The sequence below is a fragment of the Sporosarcina sp. Y1009 genome, assembly GCF_057669865.1.
Genome location: NZ_JBYHFO010000004.1, coordinates 55,970 through 75,564, shown reverse-complemented (window position 1 = coordinate 75,564; position 19,595 = coordinate 55,970). Strand labels below are relative to the sequence as shown.

General features: G+C 39.2%; 19 protein-coding genes and 1 riboswitch. Of the genes, 16 read left to right on the top strand and 3 right to left on the bottom strand.

The genetic code is table 11. The features are described from left to right. Positions 1-7: 7 nt before the first annotated feature. From AC25Y1_RS06290 to AC25Y1_RS06250, 9 genes are all read left to right on the top strand, one after another. Positions 8-757, top strand: a complete 750-nt coding sequence (locus AC25Y1_RS06290) for a phage tail domain-containing protein (RefSeq protein ID WP_488147107.1) — start codon at positions 8-10, stop codon at positions 755-757. 15 nt (positions 758-772) lie between these two features. Continuing rightward, positions 773-2,401, top strand: coding sequence for a phage tail spike protein (locus tag AC25Y1_RS06285; protein WP_488147106.1), 1,629 nt, complete (start codon positions 773-775; stop codon positions 2,399-2,401). A gap of 15 nt (positions 2,402-2,416) precedes the next feature. Beyond that, positions 2,417-3,364, top strand: a complete 948-nt coding sequence (locus AC25Y1_RS06280) for a hypothetical protein (RefSeq protein WP_488147105.1) — start codon at positions 2,417-2,419, stop codon at positions 3,362-3,364. Positions 3,365-3,382: 18 nt separating this feature from the next. Beyond that, positions 3,383-6,535: a hypothetical protein gene (locus AC25Y1_RS06275; RefSeq protein ID WP_488147104.1), complete on the top strand. Its 3,153-nt coding sequence runs from the start codon at positions 3,383-3,385 to the stop codon at positions 6,533-6,535. A 12-nt stretch (positions 6,536-6,547) separates the two neighbouring features. Then, positions 6,548-8,896 (top strand): hypothetical protein, encoded by a 2,349-nt coding sequence (locus tag AC25Y1_RS06270; protein WP_488147103.1) that lies wholly within the window; start codon positions 6,548-6,550, stop codon positions 8,894-8,896. Between the two features lie 13 nt (positions 8,897-8,909). Beyond that, positions 8,910-9,452, top strand: coding sequence for a DUF4376 domain-containing protein (locus AC25Y1_RS06265; RefSeq protein WP_488147102.1), 543 nt, complete (start codon positions 8,910-8,912; stop codon positions 9,450-9,452). A 36-nt stretch (positions 9,453-9,488) separates the two neighbouring features. Next, entirely contained in the window at positions 9,489-9,749 is a 261-nt protein-coding gene (locus AC25Y1_RS06260) for a hypothetical protein (protein ID WP_488147101.1), read from the top strand. 22 nt (positions 9,750-9,771) lie between these two features. Further along, complete coding sequence (locus AC25Y1_RS06255) at positions 9,772-9,999, top strand: phage holin (RefSeq protein WP_488147348.1); 228 nt, start codon at positions 9,772-9,774, stop codon at positions 9,997-9,999. A gap of 174 nt (positions 10,000-10,173) precedes the next feature. Continuing rightward, positions 10,174-11,199: an N-acetylmuramoyl-L-alanine amidase gene (locus AC25Y1_RS06250; protein WP_488147100.1), complete on the top strand. Its 1,026-nt coding sequence runs from the start codon at positions 10,174-10,176 to the stop codon at positions 11,197-11,199. Between the two features lie 192 nt (positions 11,200-11,391). Here the strand turns inward: AC25Y1_RS06250 and AC25Y1_RS06245 are convergent, their stop codons facing one another. From AC25Y1_RS06245 to AC25Y1_RS06235, 3 genes are all read right to left on the bottom strand, one after another. Then, positions 11,392-12,342 carry a DNA cytosine methyltransferase gene (locus tag AC25Y1_RS06245; RefSeq protein ID WP_488147099.1) on the bottom strand — a complete coding sequence of 317 codons (951 nt, stop codon included), beginning with the start codon at positions 12,340-12,342 and terminating at the stop codon, positions 11,392-11,394. After that, positions 12,329-12,547, bottom strand: a complete 219-nt coding sequence (locus AC25Y1_RS06240; protein WP_488147098.1) for a hypothetical protein — start codon at positions 12,545-12,547, stop codon at positions 12,329-12,331. Before AC25Y1_RS06240 ends, AC25Y1_RS06245 begins: the two co-directional genes overlap by 14 nt. 90 nt (positions 12,548-12,637) lie before the next feature. Beyond that, positions 12,638-13,831, bottom strand: coding sequence for an MspI family type II restriction endonuclease (locus AC25Y1_RS06235; RefSeq protein ID WP_488147097.1), 1,194 nt, complete (start codon positions 13,829-13,831; stop codon positions 12,638-12,640). A gap of 325 nt (positions 13,832-14,156) precedes the next feature. Between AC25Y1_RS06235 and AC25Y1_RS06230 the strand changes: the two genes are divergently transcribed. The 7 genes from AC25Y1_RS06230 (at position 14,157) to gcvT (ending at position 19,568) form a co-directional block, all read left to right on the top strand. Beyond that, entirely contained in the window at positions 14,157-15,872 is a 1,716-nt protein-coding gene (locus AC25Y1_RS06230; protein ID WP_488147096.1) for a recombinase family protein, read from the top strand. Between the two features lie 52 nt (positions 15,873-15,924). After that, the gene (locus tag AC25Y1_RS06225; RefSeq protein ID WP_488147095.1) at positions 15,925-16,086 is read left to right on the top strand and encodes a hypothetical protein; all 162 of its coding nucleotides are present in this window, start codon (positions 15,925-15,927) and stop codon (positions 16,084-16,086) included. Beyond that, on the top strand, positions 16,055-16,633 hold the full coding sequence (locus AC25Y1_RS06220; protein ID WP_488147094.1) for a prepilin-type N-terminal cleavage/methylation domain-containing protein: 579 nt from the start codon (positions 16,055-16,057) through the stop codon (positions 16,631-16,633). Before AC25Y1_RS06225 ends, AC25Y1_RS06220 begins: the two co-directional genes overlap by 32 nt. Continuing rightward, the gene (locus AC25Y1_RS06215) at positions 16,614-16,820 is read left to right on the top strand and encodes a hypothetical protein (protein WP_488147093.1); all 207 of its coding nucleotides are present in this window, start codon (positions 16,614-16,616) and stop codon (positions 16,818-16,820) included. The genes AC25Y1_RS06220 and AC25Y1_RS06215 overlap by 20 nt, the downstream gene beginning before the upstream one ends. After that, on the top strand, positions 16,805-17,248 hold the full coding sequence (comGF, locus tag AC25Y1_RS06210; RefSeq protein ID WP_488147092.1) for a competence type IV pilus minor pilin ComGF: 444 nt from the start codon (positions 16,805-16,807) through the stop codon (positions 17,246-17,248). Before AC25Y1_RS06215 ends, comGF begins: the two co-directional genes overlap by 16 nt. 189 nt (positions 17,249-17,437) lie before the next feature. Beyond that, positions 17,438-17,953, top strand: a complete 516-nt coding sequence (locus tag AC25Y1_RS06205; RefSeq protein WP_488147091.1) for a shikimate kinase — start codon at positions 17,438-17,440, stop codon at positions 17,951-17,953. 278 nt (positions 17,954-18,231) lie between these two features. Then, a riboswitch (glycine riboswitch) is annotated at positions 18,232-18,324 on the top strand. Between the two features lie 143 nt (positions 18,325-18,467). Beyond that, positions 18,468-19,568, top strand: a complete 1,101-nt coding sequence (gene gcvT / locus AC25Y1_RS06200) for a glycine cleavage system aminomethyltransferase GcvT (RefSeq protein WP_488147090.1) — start codon at positions 18,468-18,470, stop codon at positions 19,566-19,568. Positions 19,569-19,595 lie beyond the last annotated feature (27 nt).

The following is a 19,595-nucleotide window of genomic DNA, read 5'->3' as shown; positions in this document are numbered from 1 at the left end:
TGAAGCAATGGAGTTAACGGTCATTAGGCGGGGCTATCCAGTTGATTTGGCAGCAATCGGGATTAAGTGTCTGAGCTTTCAAGTAGGATCACTATCGCCCGACCATAGTCCAGATGAAATTGAAGGGATGGACGGAATCGCCCACTTAGATACGCTATACCAAGGCAGGGAAATAGAAACGAGGTTCAGACTAAAGGCAAATTCAATCACGGACTTTCATAATAAAAAAGATGAAGTCTATCGGCTATTCAGTCCGAAAGAGGAACTGTTATTGATTGATAGCCGACAGCCTCATAAAAGATGGCGGGTGCAAGTCGAATCACAATTCATTATAGATAACGAGGTGTCCCCAACCTTTAAGGAATTTGAGATTCCATTCCTGTCAAAGTCGCCTTATGCAGAAGCGGCACAAGAGGAAAGCAAGAGGTTTAGCAGTCCATCGTTCTTTCTCTTTAATCCTGGGGTAACAGAAACGGATCCACGCGAACATGAATTGATAATTAAGTTTACGGGTGAGTCGAACAAATTACGAATTGTTAACGAAACGACAGATACACAATGGCAATATTTAGGGACTACTACGGCCAGTGACACTATAATACTAGACCGAATCTATCCATACAAAAACGGCGTGAACGTATTTGAAGAGACGAATTATGGATATGTCACGATTGCGCCAGGTAGTAATTCAATAAAAGTATACGGTGCATCAGGCAACTACGAAGTCCTCTTTGAATATAGACCGTTATTTATATAAGAAAGGAGGTTGCCTATGATTACCATTACGAATATAAGCGGCGAGACGTTACCTTTACTACATCATGGCGTTGTTGAGCGAACTAAGAGCGTTGACGGCACTCATCTAATTACGATGGATGTACGATATACTGAACGGGGAAAAATGGCGTTCGCTTTAATTGATTATGAAAGTATAGTTAAGGTTGATGGCGCTACCTATCGCATAAAAAAGATGGAGCGGTCAGTTGTCAGCGGGGTTGTCAATATCAAAGTAACGGCTCTGCATACTTTCTTTGATAATGTAGACAATTGGGTTTATGACGTGATCCCAGGTCAAAGAGTGTTAACGATACACCAAGCGCTATCCCATGCATTAGCGGGAACGGGTTACACATTTACCACGTTTGGTAGTTTTGACAATGTATCTTATGAGAACTTTGGGAATGAAAACTCCCTTAAGTTGTTTAATCGCAATATGAAAGACTATGATTTTGAATACATAGATACGAATAATAAGCATTTAGAAATCTATGAACGGATTGGCTCGGATAACAACCAACAAATGCGCTGGAAACACAACATTAAACATATTAAAGAAGACATTGATACGACCAATCTTTCTACATACATAAAAGGTATCGGTAAGCGGGACGAGGAAACGGGCGAGCTATTAGCAGAGGCGGAATACACATCGCCTAATGCTGAAATCTTTGGGATTAAACATGCGCCTCCAGTAATTGATGAACGCTTTACTAACTCAGATTCATTACTTGAAAATATCAAGAAACGTATTGTTGATACGCCAGAAATCTCATACACAATTGAATACGATGAGCTACAGAAAACAGGAGTTGAATCCCTTTCATTAGGAGATTCAGCTTTTTTAATTCATGAGGTTTTAGGTTTAGGATTTCATACACGGGTTGTTGAAGTTAAAGATTATCCTCGTACTCCTAAAAGAAAGCCTATCCTTACAATTGCCTCCAGGAAGCAATCTATGACTGATAAGCAAGTACAGGACGGCATCGACAAGCAAAATACTGATGAAGAAATTGAACGTCTTAGAGTTGGCCAGGGCGAACTTGGCAATGCCTTGGAAATCATTACGGAGACTGTTGCAGATGTTGAAAATGCGATGGTCGAAGTCGAGGCTGAAATGGAACGGCTTGAGAATGAAGTCATTCAAGAAATCGAGCAAGCTCTTGAAAATACAAAAATACCAAGACAGTTAGATCCGCCAGATTATGCAACGTATCAACTATGGTGGGACACGTCAGTTAATCCTCCCCGTTTGATGCAATGGGACGGCACAGCTTGGGTTCCCTTAGCGTTATTAGGCGCTGAGATTGACGATTTGCTTGAGGAATTACGCGATGGCATCGAAGTTGATTATAAAGAGTATACGGATGCTGAAGTTGCTGAAGTAGAAACAGAAATATTGGACGAACTTAGCAATCGAACAAATGATATTAACAATGAGATTGCGAATCTACGGCGTGAGGCTGCGGAGCTTGAAGAAAAAGCAAATACATTGGAACAAGAACTTGAGAATTTAGTTGTTACTCAAGATATGTTAGCGCCTGGGTCGGTCGGAACAGATCAGATTGAAGCAGGTGCGATTAGCGAACAAAAGATGAAATGGGCTACACACTTAATATTCTAATAGGGGGAATTATTGATGATTAAAAATTTACTATCGAATTGGTTACGTTCTATTATTGCAGATGAGTTTGTTGAGGTAAGGAATTCACTACACCAAGAAATGGAAAGCGCTCTAAATGATGTAAGCTATCGGATTAATGTATTGAAAGAAACAGAACAAGGCGGGCATCGAATCCATACATCGGACTTGAATATTGCTACGCATATGCTTGACGGGTATGTCATCAATAACAATAAACCGACAGCTGGATCGGTTGAGTGGGTTGACTTAAATATCATATACAAAGGAATTACGTATACAATTCCAACAGCGAGTACAGCAGACAAATACGTTTGGTGGAAATTTAGCGCAACCGATAAAACAAAACTAGAAACATCGAATACAAAACCAACATTAACGCAGGATGATATTTTAATTGGGGTAAACGAAGGCGGTACATTTACGGTTACTATGTCGCCTGGTAAGATGACACCTGGTGGCGCATTGATGGACGGTTCAGTTGGTTCAACAGAGCTAGGGAATAATGCGGTTACATCTAGTAAGATTTTAAAAGGTGCAGTTTTGGCAGATGCACTTGGCACTGGCGCGGTAACAGAGGTTAAGCTTGGATCAAATGCTGTTACAACTGCAAAGATTGCAAGTAATGCGGTTGAATCGGGAAAGATTGCTGCGAATGCGGTAACAAAAGAGAAAATTGTTAACTTAGCAATTGATTCTACGAAACTAGCTGATAGTGCGGTTACGGAGGGGAAGCTGGGCAACAATGCCGTTACTACAGGCAAGATAGCAGGTGGAGCTGTTGGCTCAACTCAATTAGCAACGGGTGCGGTAACTACTGGAAAAATTGGTAACAACGCGGTTCAGGCAGGAAATATTATTGATGGAGCCATTACGGGTGGAAAGTTAGGCGCGGGTTCAGTTGCTGAAGACAAGCTAAACGTAGCAACTCACTTTATTTTTTAATGAAAGGAGAAGCATACGATGATAGTTAGAGATGACACGCCAACAAATGGCTATATCAGTTGGAGCCAAGTAAACATCAGTTACAGGGGCGAAGTATTTGATATAGCCGATGGTGCAACTGATTTTATTTATATATATTGGAAGTACTCGGATCCAAATTCGTTCTATGGGTCAAATGCCTTTCCGATTCTCGATGATGATGATTTACTCGTATTTCTAAATAAGAATGGAACCCATGTAACCGTCCCGACTGCCTCAGTTGTGGACGGATCTTTAATTGTTCCAGAATCCATCTTGACAAATGCACTTTCTGCTAACAGCATAACAACGGAAAAGTTAGTCGCGGGTGCGGTATCTGCGGATACGATTGCAGCTAATGCTGTTGGTGCGGATAAGATTGCGGCCAATGCAATAATGGCTGGTCATATTAACGCAGGAGCGATTAGTACCGATCATATTGATGCGGGCGGTTTAAATGTAAGTGTTATTAGTGGTGCAGTTACACAAAATGAATTTGATGGGGAAATGACAAATATTAGCGATAGGTTCGCCATCAATGAAACAGCGTTAAGTGTTCATGAGGGATTAATTCAGGCGAAGGCTGAAAAGACCGAAACCTATACCAAAACTGAGGTTGATACGGAGCTTGGCACGAAAGTTGACACTACGGTTTATAGCAATAAAATGGCTCAATTAGACGTTTCTTATACTGGCATATCTGGACGAGTTGAGGATGTTGAAGCTGATATTGATGATTTGACGGGAGAAATTGATTCAATCAATTATCAGGTCGCAGCGATTGATGTAAAAGCCGATGGAATCAATTCAACAGTCAGCCAGATTAGAACCGATTTAACAGGAACACAGAACCAAGTTGCGGCTATTGATATTAAAGTGGATGGCATTAGTTCAACTGTTGAAAGCAATAGGGTTGATGCTGACGGGCGCATGACATTAGCGGAGTCTGCTATCATACAACTAGCTGATGAAATTGATTTGCGAGTTGAGAAAGACGGCGTTGTCTCCTCTATTAATTTAACGCCAGAAGCGGCTACGATTAGCGCGGCGAAGGTTGATATAAAAGGCGTTGTTTCATTCATCAATGCTGACGGTTCAGCAGGTACGATGATTGACGGTAACAAATTAATCACGGGTTCGATAACGGCTAATAAGTTAAATGTAAATGAGATATTTGCTAATTCAGCAGTTGTCGGAAAGATTAGATCGGACATTGTACAAACGACCGATTTAGATGCCACTAGAATTACAGCAGGGACATTAAACGCTGGAGAGGTTAACGTCATCAATCTGAACGCTAGTAATATCAAAAGTGGCGAAATAAATGCCTCTCTCATTAAGGTTCAGAACTTAAATGCCTCTAATATAACAGCGGGTCAAATGAGTTTAGAGCGATTAATGGCGGGGGTTATTGATGCCTCTAAGATTTCAACGCGCACATCTACTGCATCAAATAGGGGCGTTGTTATTGATGGCACTGGAATTAGTGGATATAACTCGGCGGGCGCTAAGACATTTGAATTAACAACAGCAGGAGCCATTAGTGCAACAGGTATTGTTATTGATGCAACATCCCGTATTAATGGAATGACGGCGGCCAACCTTGTTACAGAGGTCGGAAAGATTAGCTTAAAAGCATCCCAGGCTGATTTTGATGCGCTAGAAATTGGTGCGCGGAATTTAATTCTGAATTCTGCTGATGAATGGGAAACTCCAGGTCTTTCTAGCGGCTCAGCTTATGGAGTTTATAGAACGAATTTGAATAGTGTATTTGAAAATTTAGTAGGAAAATCAGTAATGATAAGTTTTGATACCAAAGTAACCACAACAGATGGAACAAGCGGGCGGGTTCGCGTATATGGATCAAACGGTACTCCTAAGTATCCACTTGCAAGCAAAACATTTGCGGGAATTACTGACGAATGGGAAAGAGTCTCTGCTCCAATAACAATCTCTGAATCCTTGACAAATACAGGACAGGCTAGAATTGAGTTTTATGGTGAAGAAGTGAAGACCACAAAAATTTATATTAAAAATCTGAAAATAGAAAAAGGCAATAGAGCTACAGATTGGTCTCCAGCTCCAGAAGATGCTACGGAACTTATTGAAGCAGTAGAAATGAGATTATCAGAAGCAGAATTATTGGTTACGCCGTCTAGTATTGTTGGGACGGTTCTATCTTCTACTGAATTTGAACTATCACTTGGAGAGAAAGCGAATACTGAGGATTTGGCAGATTTAGCTGGCATTGAAGACCTGGATGAAGCCAACGAAAACATTGAGGCTATTCAGGATGAAATTGAACGAATCAACGAAGCATCTTTTCAACAAAGTTCAGAATTAGAACAGCTTTCAACTAGTATTACAGCAAGATTTGAATCTAGCGGGGGCATCAATCCTATTAAGAACTCAACAGGGTTCGGGGATTATTCTGGATGGGTGAAAAATAGGGAAGCGGGGCAAGACATTGCCAAAGGGACTGAACTCGAAGAGCTAGGATTTCACGCAGGATTTAGATTCACGGTAAGCAGTATGGACAAGATGCTTACAACTGAGGAATTTATACACATTATCCCGAATCAAACGTATACATTATCTTGGTACATCAAAAAAGATAACTATTCGACATCTGCTGGCAACATTGATATTCGGATACTTGAGAATAATGCCACGCTCGTTCAACGTTCTTATGCTCACAATGAAACTATTTCAGGATACGAGAATCATTCAATTACATTTGAATCTATTACTGGTGAAATTCAGTTGAGAATGTACGGCGCGGCTCAAGCTGCTGGTGTTATCACGGGGCTGATGCTCAACATCGGTACAATTGCATTGCCTTGGACAATCGGAACAGGTGAAGTATATAACACGAACGTCAAAATGGACATGAGCGGCTTAAAGGTTATCAAGGTTGAAGACGGTCTTCAGACAGAACTAACTGAAATGACTCCAGGTAACTTTGCGGGTTATTACAACGAAAACGGTGTTACCGACCTTTCCAAAGGATCCGATGACGAGGTATTCCGCATGGACAAAGACGAATTTGTTATGAAAAAGGCGGTTGTTCGCGAAGAAATCACAATGGGAAATATTAAACTAATCAACATAGACCGAGCAGAGCGGCAAGGTTGGGCGTTTGTTGGTCTATAAGGAGGTTATTAAGTGGCATTAAGCGGAAGTTTTTACACGCAGTTTGGAACGAACGGAGCATTTAGGTTACAACTGGAATGGTCAGCTACTCAAAGTGTTCCGAACAATACAAGTACAATAACGGCAAGGGTTTATCTAATCAGTCGATATTCTACGGCTAGTATTTCAACAAGTACTACGAAAACAGGAACAGTAACGATTGACGGAGGCACGGTTTTATCTTATTCATATGTTCCGTCGTTGTCTGGAAACCAGAAAAAGTTGCTCGGAACAGTCTCAAAAGCAATTAATCACGCAGCAGATGGAAAGAAAAGTTTTAACATTAGTACGACTGCCAGGATTGAAATTAGCGGCGTTGCAGCAGGATCAATCACGACAAGTGGGAGCGGCACATTAAACACTATTCCACGAGCCTCATCTCTTTCCTCTTCAGCGAATTGGACGGCGGGCGGCACATTAAGTATAAACGTTAATCGTGCGACAACTTCATTTACACATACAGCTCGAATTTATGTAGGCGGTTCGTTATTACGAACAGAAACAGGCATTGGGGCCTCTAGGACGATTACATTTACACAAGCACAAAACACGAACATATTTACAAGGATTGCACAAGGCGCATCAGCTGCTACAAGAATTGAACTGGATACCATAAGTGGCGGTACAAAAATCGGGGATTCTAGTAAAACGGGAGCAGTTACCGCGCCACAATCCAGTACATTTACAGCAGCAGGTTCCTTTAATATCGCTACAGCTATCGCCGTATCTGTTAAAAGAAACAGTTCAGCCTTCACTCATCGGGTTGAGTTACTGGATGGTTCTACGGTGCGGGCAAGTGGCACTATTGCAGTAGCGGCGACATCCTTGTCTCTTGCAACAAGCGGATCCGTCGCTACTGCAATTTATAATAGCATGACAACGACAACGGCAAAGAATCATACTTTACGCGTTACAACTCTATACAATAATGTACAGGTCAGAGGGCAAAGAACGGCAACTATATCGGCGCGGGTTGTTAATAGCAATCCAACGTTTACAGGAGCATTCACTTATGCCGATGTAGCTACTGCTGTTGTAGCGGTCACGGGAAACAATCAATACATAGTACAAAATAAATCTAGTTTACGCGTTACCATTCCAACGAATTCAGTGGCTCGTCCTGTTAACGGAGCGAGTATTAAAACATATACAGCAACAGTAGCGGGGAAAACAGTATCTGCTAACTTTGCAGCTGGTGCATTTACGCTAAATGTTGGAGCCGTTAATATAACAGCGAATAGTACGCTGGTACTGACGGCTACAGATAGTCGAGGATTAAAAGCCTCAAAAAGTATGATTGTATTTGGCGTTACTTATACGGATCCAACAATAGTGTCATCAGCAGAACGTTATGCGGGTTTTGAAGCAGATACAGCTATTAATGTAAAAGGTACATTTGCAATAGTACGGGTAGGCACTGCGAACAGAAACTCAATCACTTCAGTAAATTATAGGTTTAAAAGAAAGTCGGTATCAACTTGGGGTGCATGGACGGCACTGGCAAGGTCAATCGGTACAGGAACCTATTCAACATCCCAAAGAACTATTCCACTCGATAACGAATATTCCTTTGATATAGAAATACGGGTTATAGATCAATTCGGTAGTCACATTACAGGGCATGATGTTCCTGTTGGGCGACCGATATTTTTTATGGACTCAGAAAAAAACGCCATAGGATTTAATGACTTTCCCGAGAATCCCAACGAGTTCAAATTAAATGGTCGGCTCGTCTTTGGGGCGCATCAATGGGCATCAAACACTCCAGAGGGCAGTGCTGGCGCTATGGATTTACAGAACTCAGATATATTCGGATTGAATGGATTGTATTTTAACGATGTTTCCAACAGTGACGGCGAAGGATTACTATTCTTAAGGTCTGGACGACCAGAAGGTAGTCAAAGCGCAGCTGATTATAATACGTTTAGGATTATGGATGGAACGGCATTCTTAGATTCGCAGCCAGTTTTTACAAATGATAGTCCGATTCTATGGGAAGGTGCTTATCTCATGCATGGCTCCCACGTTGTTACACCAACAAAAAAGATGTCAGAGTGTCCAAATGGTTGGATTCTAGTATGGAGTCGTTTTAGTGGCAGCGCAGAAAACTCCCACTTTAATTTTACATATGTACCAAAAAGATATGCAACTTTATCAGGTGCTGGATTCTGGAATGTTCTTTATGGAAATTCATCCGCAATTGCAAGTGCTGGAGTCATTGGAAAGTATACCTATTGCACAGACACTACATTAACTGGACATGCAAGTAACTCAACTAATCCATCAGCTACAGCAGTTTTAAGATATGTACTTAGTTATTAAGGAGGTTAAAAGTTTGATAGTTTATTTAGATGTCGGAGCAGACAATCGTATTGGGGGTTGGGGAACATCGCCAACCGAAAACGGGGTACAGGTTGATGTTGAAAGAGATCATACAGTTTTGCTTTCATTCGGTAAGTATTCATTTATAGATGGTGAAATTGTCGAGGACTTAGCGCCATTACTAGCTGAAATGAAAGAACAGAAGGACAAGGAATTAAATGAGTCATGTAAGCAAGCCATTCTAAGGGGATTCACGCATAAGGTTAATGGCATTGAATATCACTTTTCATTTGATTTAGAGGCACAGCTAAACTTTCAGGAATCTCAGCGCTATTTTGAGCAGGGAATTATTGAAGAAGAAACCTGGACAGTCATGTCTGGCGGTGAGTCAGCTCGCTTAGTCATTACAAATGATTTAATGGCAGAATTATCACTTGTCATAAGGCAACATAAGGCGGATCACATTGCGAGATACAGGGATGAGTTAATGCCATTGGTGATGGCGGCGGCCACTCTTGAAGAATTAGAAGATATAAGTTGGGACGATGCGCTATAGGCGTATTTTTTTATGCCAAAAATGAGGAGGTTGAATATGCCTGATGATAACCAATGGTACACGAATAAAGATTTATTTGAGTTGATTAGTGATCTTCAAAAGGACATGCAAGAAACCAGAACAACGATAAGAAAATACAACGGACTTTACTCAAAATTGGCTGAGGTGAAAACTACGGTTGATGACATGCAAGCACAGCAAAAGGGGCGGCAGTCGGTCGGTTCAGCGATTAGAAATTGGGGCGGGTGGATCTTTGGTCTAGCATCTTTCTTAGTTTTATTATCACAAATTCTTTAAGGGGGGTTCTAATTTGGATAAAATGATGATTACAAGAACAGCGGTTTTAGTCTTTGCGCTACTTAATCAGTCGCTAGTGATATTTGGTTACAATCCATTACCATTCAGCGAGGAGCAGATTTATGAATTCATGACTGTTGTATTAACAGTGGTGGCGACTTTCTGGAATTGGTACAAGAATAATAACGTTACCGAAGAGGCAAAGGAAGCCCAGGCATATCTGGAAGAATTGAAAAGCAAAAAGAAGTAAAAGGGCGGTGGTGCTTTTCATGTACCACGAATACATAAAGGTCGTTGTACACCAAATGCACAGCCCTATGGGTGCGGTCGATAAGGCATTATGTTTGGGGTCATTTTAATTGACTTCGGAAAACTGACTAAAAAGAGCTATCAGTCAGTTCGATAGCGAAAAGGGGAGAAAGTATTGTATAAATTTATGATAGACGCGGGTCACTCATTACATACAGCGGGGAAACGTGCGCCAGATGATTCAATGCGAGAATTCCATTTCAATGTAATGGTTGCTACATATGTCGCGGCTGAGTTAAAGAAATATGAGAAAGTGGATATTAAGTTTGCGCATGACTTGACGGGGCAGCGAGATGTTCCGTTACGTGAACGAACGAATGCAGCGAATGCCTGGAGCGCTACAGCGTTTATTTCTATCCATGCAAATGCTTGGACGGGACAATGGCACGCGGGCGGTGGAATCGAGACCTATGCTTATTCGGCACAATCTACGGCATCATCTCAACTGGCTACACATATTCAAAAGGAATTGATTAAGGCGACAGGGCTACGTGATCGAGGCGTAAAATACGCAAACTTTCATGTATTAAGAGAAACGAAAATGACAGCAATATTAGCAGAATGCGGGTTCATGGACAATAAAACTGAACTAGCATTGTTGAAATCAGATGCTTATAGAAAGAAATGTGCGGTTGCTATCGCTAATGGTATCGTTACTTTCTATAAACTTAAGAAGGAAACAGGTACGCCAGTGCCAGCTCCTACTCCGAAGCCTAGCCCTACAGGTCTTTACCGTGTTCGTAAGACATGGGCTGATGAGAAATCACAAAAAGGAGCTTACAAAGTTCTTTCTAATGCGAAGTCACAAGCCAACAAATTCAAAGCGCAGAATTACAAGGTCTATGATGACGGCGGCAAGGTTGTTTATACGCCACAAACAGCTGCATCGCCAACGCCAGTGCCTAATAAGGTATTACGTTATGGCGACAGTGGCGCAGAAGTAAAAGGGATGCAAGAAGCATTAGCATCCATTTATTTTTATCCTGAAAAGGGTGCTAAGAACAATGGAGTAGATGGACAATTTGGCGCGAAAACACTTGATGCGCTGAGGCGGTTCCAATCTGTTTATACGCCTAATGAAGTTGACGGCATATTCGGCCCGAAAACTCAGGCAGCACTAGCAAAAGCAACAAAGAAATAAGATGTCCCATTGCCCTGTACGAGTCTTTAGTGGCTTGTATGGGGATTTTTTTTATTGTCTAAAAGAAGCGGACTGTATAATGGTATTGTTTTGTAGGTGCTTGTTTAATACGAGGGAAATTACTTGAAGAAAATATAATGAAAAAAACGCAGCGATTTTTATTTTCGCTGCGAAGTTGATAGTACATGTGATTTAATTATAGACGATATCTAAACTTTGTTGACTTTTTGTATAAATTGTTTTTTTCATTTCGTCTGCAACTGCTTTGATCATAGGGACAGCTACACTATTCCCGAATTGTCTATACATTTGAGTTCTTGATACTGGAATAATAAAATCATCTGGGAATCCCATCAATCTTTTACATTCCAGTTCCGATAATAATCTAATTCCAGTATCGCCACCATAAACGAAAGTACCTGTTAATCGTTGGATTTTATGATAAGTTGATACTAATGTTTTTACTTGTATTTCGGAATCTTTGTCTATTATCTGTGGTCGTCCATCATCTACTTTAAATAAGTAGCTTTTTTGTAAGTGTTTAGAAATTGTATAACCTATCGGGTCTTTTTCCAAAATTTTTCCGACTGGCATTTTTGCAGATCCATTATCTTTAGGGATATTAAAATCGTTCACATTTAAATCATTTCTGAATCCAACGATAATCACTCGTCTTCTTATTTGAGGCAATCCAAAGTTTTGGGCATCCAATAAGCTATGAAATACTGAATATCCAGCCTTCTTTAAAGAGTCAATAATGGTTTTAAAAGTTTCGCCTTTTTGAATGGTTAGCAATCCTGGAACGTTTTCTAATAGGAAAGCTTTTGGTTGATGGTATTTTATTATTCTTAGTACGTCATAAAATAAAGTGCCTTGTGTATCATGATCAAATCCTTGGCGCTTTCCTATGCTACTGAATGGTTGACATGGAAAACCTGCTAATAAAATATCATGTTTTGGTATTTCTTTTTCATGTATTTGGGTTATATCGCCTTCTGGTTTATCGTTAAAGTTTTCTTCATATGTCTGTACAGCAAACTTATCCCATTCCGAGCTAAATACTGCCTTTGTATTTTCGTCTTCGAATCCTTTTCTGATGCCCCCGATTCCAGCAAATAAATCAATAAATTTAAGCTTGTCCACTTTTGCCACTACCTTCTTCGTTGTATTTTAAAAGAGCCTCTATTATTAAGAACTGACAGCGTTGGGAAAAGCCTTTACAATCATCTAATTCGAGAGACATAATTTTATTGTATAAATCATCCGTTATGTATATATTTCTATTTTTCCTTTTCTCTGTATGGAGTATTGGTTTTCTCCCTGCTCCTTCGCGATAGCCGCCATGCATAACTATCAGAACCTCCGTCTTTTAATGTCTTAATAATCATCTTACAGTGAACAACTTGAATTATCAACTCTTATAATCAAGTTTTTTAGATTAATTATTTGTTGGGGCTTTAACTTGTATTTTTTTACCTCTACCACCGCTCGGATATGTAAAACTAAACGGGGTTCCAAATTGCCCAGAATATTTACTCATATGATCGATTGTTTCATCTATTGTCATTGCTTTAAAAGTTTTATTGTATACTAATGTATTTGCAATTTGTTTATCCTTTTGTCTGCCGCCAATCCCAAAAAGAAAAAATTTAATTAATTCACTATTATATTTGTGTAATTCATTTTCCAATGTAGAATGTTCATTAGGATAATCCTTTTGGAGTTTCTGCTTACCTCCGCATTCTTGAAGTCTTAGTAGAGCCAATCCTAGTTGGCTATTCTGATTTAAATTCAATACCCCTAATAATTCTTCTATAAACCCTTCATGTACTGTAACCTTCTTAGCTGAAGACTGTTTAACACTGATGTTAATCTTATATGTATTTTTGGCTGTTATTACTTCACAATGTACATCAGTTTTTGGTTGTCCTCCACCCTTTAATAAGGGGATTTCGGTAGTGGCGTACAATGCTACTATACCTTCAGTTTGCTTGTCTATTCCATAAGTAGACAATACCTCTTCAAACAATTCATAGTCAGCAGATTTTGGCGATGAATAACCATCAGTTAAGTCATTCCATAACTCAATATTAACTTCATTATTTAGTGCTCTCATTATTCTTTCTTCCGTTTCTTTACCAATTATATTAGAGCGCACACCTTGGGTAAGGTTTTCTAATGCTTTATCTCTAATTAATAAACTAAGAGCATTAATAGAAATGACATCATCAATTTCTGAGTATAACTTCTTTTTTCTAATATCTTCACTATATTTTTTTCTCTTGTAAATTTCTTTAGGGTTTGAAAAATCAGCTGTAACTAAATAGATTTTTGTCACATTTGGTTTTAGTTTTCTGATGTTTTGTGCATCAAATTGATTTCCTTTTACTCTGTCTGAACGAATACTACTGGTTGTTTTAATTAGCCATATTTCATCGTCACTATCTTTAAATTCTATTACAGCATCCATTTTAAACTGATTTTTAGAAAACCCTGCATACCCTGTATCAAACTTCATTTTGTAGTTAACACTAAGGTGAGGGTTAGTTGCTAGATCCTCCAATGTTTTTTTTAATAACCTTTTAACCCCCGATCCAGAAAGTGCCTTTTTCTGGTTGTCGTTTCGTGCCATGTTATTTCACTCCTTATTTAAACAGTCCTTATAATACTATCATATTTCCTGCTATATTAAGGGATATTCAAAAGTACTTTATAATAGATTGTCACAGTCATAACTTTTAAGATTTGATGAAGAAAAAAGAAAAGACAATACATAGAGGTTGCGGAATCTCTAACTGAATAAAAAGGCGGTCTTGGTCACTATTAGTGGGGGGCGCCTTTTTGTTTCTTATTATATAGAAGCAACTTGTTTTCAAAGCTGACTTCTTAAGTCGCGCATGTTACTATATACTCATAAAGGTTGTAACGCATTAAATTCAACAGGGGGGATGATAAGCATGACGAAAAAAGTGGTGTTTTATACGCGGGTCAGTACGGACAAAGAAGAACAAGACAAGTCGCTTCAGATTCAAACAGACTACTACACACAATTTTGCAATCAAAGGGGTATGGAATTATTAGAAACCAATTATTCCGAAAGAGGTTCAGCAACATCAGTAAGGAAACGCCCGAATTTCGTTCAGATGATGCATGATGCGGGGCTGGATTACGAACCTAACAATCAAGGGACGGATATATTCAGACATTCTGAGCGGATCCCTATGTTCGATACTATCATTTGCAAGAACGCGGCTAGGTTCTCGCGCAATAGTGAAATCGGAATATCAACAGTAAAGCTATTACGGGTTAAAGGGGTCGAAGTCATCTTTGAAAATGCGGGGATTAGCTCGTTTGATGACAACGCAAATTTTACGCTACCTATTCTTTTTACAATTGCCGAGACAGAATCACAAAACCTATCTAAAAACGTATCATTCAGTAAAAAACATAATGCTAGAAATGGAATTTACAATCCCGCCAGATTGCCATATGGTTATGCACGTGATGCAGAAGGAAATAAGGTTATTGTTGAGGAAGAGGCTGCGGTCGTTCGCTACATCCATGACAACTACCCTGAATGGGGTTCTTACATCCTAAGCACTAAACTTAATGAACAGGGTATCCTCACGCAACTAGGGGCTAAGTGGAGCGGTGACAAGATTCTACGCATCATCAGTAACCTAATCTATACAGGTACGGCGGTTGTTGGTAGGTCAAAGAAGGTAAACGTTACGGATACGGAGCGAGTCAAAATCCCAGAGAAAGAATGGGTGAGAATAGAGAAAGCAGTCCCTCCGATTATTACGCTCGAACAACATGAATTTAATAATAAGGTTCGGGAGTCGCGGGTTAACAAAGCGAGTAGTCGGGGACGGCGACCTGTTATCAATGATGTTTATTTTGAAAAATTGTATTGTAGTCATTGCGGTAGTCGGTTTGTTCGTCATATTGGTGCAAAGGATAAAATTAGTTATATGTGCCAGAACAGACGGAAAGGTCAGGGATGTGGGGTTCGCGGCATATCTGTTGGCGTACTCAATAAGATGCTAGATGGAATCAGTCTAACAAATGTATCTGATGTCGCCCGCAATTATGCCCAATATCATTCATTAATGAATGCGCTCGATAAGGAATCCAAGAACCTACAAAGTCACATAGACGACTACACAAGGCAGATTGATGCGCTAGAAGAAAGTTGTAATAACTTAGAGGATCGCATTGAAGAAATCGGAAGCGGTTCCGAAAGAACAGTTAAAAGACTATCGGACAGAATAGAACGAAACGAGGCTGAAATGGATCGTCTTGAATCTTTAAGGGAACGGGTTAACATTAACGCCATTCATGATATGAAAGAACGCGCCGAAAACAAACTCAATCTGACGAATGAATTAGATGGCAAAGACATGATGGAGCGGGCATCAAAGTTATTACTTCTTGATAAGGTAAGCGTATCCGATTATGATTGCATCGTTGAGATTGACCTACCTTCATTCAAGGAGGAGTTAGTCGCATTCAATGAATTATTTGGACGGGTAGCCATCGAGGATGAGCCATACTTTCCATCCATCAGCGAACAAGTCAGACGTACACATAAAGCTGCTAGAGAATATTGGTACGATATTGATATGGAGGAAAAAGAAAGACGTGCCATCCAAGAAGCTACTCATCAATAGGTAGTCTTTTATTTTTAAGACTAATTGGTTGCTTACTATAGCGTTCATAAATATGGTTCAAGGACAAGTAGAAGCTTATAAAATGGAGAATAAAGGATATCCTGAAAACTTTTCTGAAATGGTTACTGATGGTTTTCTAAACGAACAGCCAGTTTGTCCAAGTGGTTCTGTACTAACGCTTAGTGCGGGTAAAGTTTCTGAAAGCAGCGATTAAGTTTAGTGAACGACAAGCCGGTTTTACTTTAATTGAATTGGTATTTGTACTATCAATCACTATTATTTTAACAGCAGTCATTCTTCCAATCGGCGAAAAGTGGATTCGCACGACAGCGGAAGATGATGCTTTCAAATCAATTATTGTGACAATCCAAAGCTTGCAGAGCTATTCGATAGCAAATTATACTTACACCCGATTAAGATTTACGAAATCTGGTGATCAAACAATATATATCGCTGAAGCACCAGGGCGAACTGAGTTTTCAAGGAAGCTTTTACCAGAAGGTATGCATGTATCAAGTTTAAGTAATTTAAAAGCAATTGAATTTCATGCAAATGGCGACATAATAGCGTTTGGAAGATTAACGTTACTTACAAATCATGGCAGCAGAACAATTGTTTTTCAAATGCAAAGGGGAAGGATGACGATTAGTGAATCAAAAAGGATACTCTTGGCCGGAAGCAATCCTGACCCTCACAATCATCATAATTATATTTGGTACATTACTGCCATTCGCGACAAAAATGACGACAACTTTGCATGATAAAAAAATCTCGATGCACGCTGCAGAAACAATATACCATGGTGCCATTTTATATAAAAGTAGCGGAAAGACTAAAGGTAGTAGAGTAATTGAGGGTATTCATTTTGATTGGATAATTGCGGATCAGTTAATCTGCGTTTTTTATCTGATGGAAAATGAGGTGATTGAAAAATGTCTCCAACAATAAAAGAGGAAAAAGGTTATACATTTATTGAAAGCATGTTTCAATTACTAATCTTCGTTACGTTTGCCCATTTATTCATTTTGTTCTTTTTATGGAAAACGCCTATTGAGCAACAATATACTAATATGTCTGATGGGTCTTGGGAATTGTTTGCGGTTGATATGCAAGCAGCGTTATTAGATATTAGGGATTTTGAAGTACATTTAGGTGGTCGTGGCATAAGGTTTTATACAGATAGAGGACGCATTGATATTGAACAAAGGAATACAATGATTAGAAAAGCAATTGATGGTCAAGGGCATGTTCCATTTTTGACGGAAGTTTATTCAGTCAAATTTATCCAAGTAGACTCGACTGTAACTGTTTATGTGACTTTGATAGATGGAACGAGAAAGGAGCGCGATTTTGCGATTGGGTTCATCTCAAAATGAGGATGGTTCTGTTTTAATCGTTGCAATAATTCTTTTATTTTTCGTAAGTCTCTTTCTTTTCTCTATTGTTTTGTGGCATGATAGTATATATAGAAATTATGATTCTCTAGAATTATATTATGAGAATGAGTCCATTAAAATAATGGCGCAAAATAAATAAGAATCTATGTCTTAAAGGGGGAGGGCAAAGTGAAAAAAGTTTATTTAGTAGGCTATATGGGTTCGGGAAAAAGCGCACTTGGCAAAAGAATAAGCTTTGCAACAAAACTTCCGTTTTATGATATGGATACGGAAATCGTAAAGAAAACAGGGCTTTCAATTCCGGAAATTTTTGAAAAATATGGAGAAGAGTATTTTCGACAATTGGAAACAGAGTTTCTTCTTACTTTCAGAGATGAGTATTGCATTATCGCCACCGGCGGCGGTGTTCCTTTAAAAGACCGAAATCGGGAAATAATGAGGGAAACAGGTATTGTGTTTTTTCTTAATGCACCGTTTCGAGATATCTGGCGTCGCATTGCGACTGATAAAAATCGACCTATCGTACAGCGATCCACAAGAAACGAACTAGAAGTAATTTATGCTTATCGCAAACCGATTTACATAGAATCAGCGCATTTCATCGTTGAGACTGAGCGTAGATCATTAAGAGACATTACTTCTTATATTGCTTTTCAAATCGGACGTTTAAAAGGTTCACCATAGTTTGAGGAAGGCTCTGCAAAGAATGATTGAGAGTATATGCGGTGGAATTATTCATCCCATATCCTCTTTTTTTTTTCGTTCTATTGAAATCCGACTATTTTTCAATTGTTAATAGAACGAATAATGGCTAAACGATACTAGAGGCGAACGATATAATCATGCTTTTTATTAAAGTTCGTCTTTTAGACATATTAATATAAATGATTGCACTTACATGAATCTAATGTTAAGATGTGACTTGAAAGTAATCATTTTTATTGAAAACTAAATAATTGCGAATGACTGTATGAGGAGAGAACGCAATTGCGTCGCCGAAGGAGCAAGTAACAATAGTTATGAATCTCTCAGGCAAAAAAGACTCATGCATGACGCATCTCTGGAGAGTGTCAGCATTGACTGACCACCAACGAGGAAAGCCGTAAGGTCAAACTTTCAGGTACATGGACAGAGGTTCCCCAATTAATTGGGGGACCTCTGTCTTTTTTTACGAAAATTTGGTAAGGAGGAATGCATTTTGACTACAATATTGAAGCAAACTCCACTTTTCAATCATTATAAAGATTATGGTGGAAAAACAATTGATTTTGGTGGTTGGGATTTACCTGTACAGTTTTCAAGTATTAAAACCGAACATGAAGCTGTTCGTACAAAAGCTGGGCTATTCGATGTTTCCCATATGGGAGAAGTTCTAATAACAGGAAATGGTGCGCTTTCGTATTTACAAAAAATGATGACAAATGATGTTTCTAAACTTAAAATCGGTCAAGCTCAATATACGGCGATGTGTTATGAAGACGGTGGGACTGTTGATGACCTTCTCATTTACAAACGAGATGAAGGGAATTATTTACTTGTCGTCAATGCATCAAACCTTGAAAAAGACGTTGAATGGATGATAAAGCATAAAACTGCAGATGATGTTGTAATCGAAGACAAATCGAATGATTATGCACTTTTAGCTATTCAAGGACCACTTGCTGAGAAAACACTTCAAAAACTTACATCAGAACCTTTAAATGAAATAAAATTCTTCCGTTTTAAAGAAAATGTTCTAATTGGCGGCCAAAATGTTCTGATTTCTAGAACTGGTTATACTGGCGAAGACGGTTTTGAACTTTATGCATCTCCTGAAGCCATTGTTGTTCTATGGGACGCAATCCTACAAGCTGGCGAAAGTGATGGTGTTGTTCCAGCTGGATTAGGCGCACGAGACACCCTTCGTTTCGAAGCAGGTCTGCCTCTCTATGGCCAAGAATTATCACAAGATATTTCCCCATTGGAAGCAGGAATTGGCTTTGTCGTGAAGCTTAATAAAGTAGAGGATTTTATAGGTAAAGATGCGCTAAGCCAACAAAAAGAAAATGGCATTCCACGAAAACTCGTTGGTCTTGAAATGATTGATAAAGGAATTCCACGTACAGGTTATAAAGTATTCATAGATGATGAAGAAATTGGTGAAGTAACAACTGGCACGCAATCGCCAACTTTAAATAAAAATATTGGATTCGCATTATTAAATACAGAGCATGTTACTGTTGGCACAGAAGTAATTGTTCAAGTACGAAAAAGAATGTTAAAGGCAGCCATTATTTCGACACCATTTTACAAACGTTAATTATCAATAATAGAAAAGGGGACTATA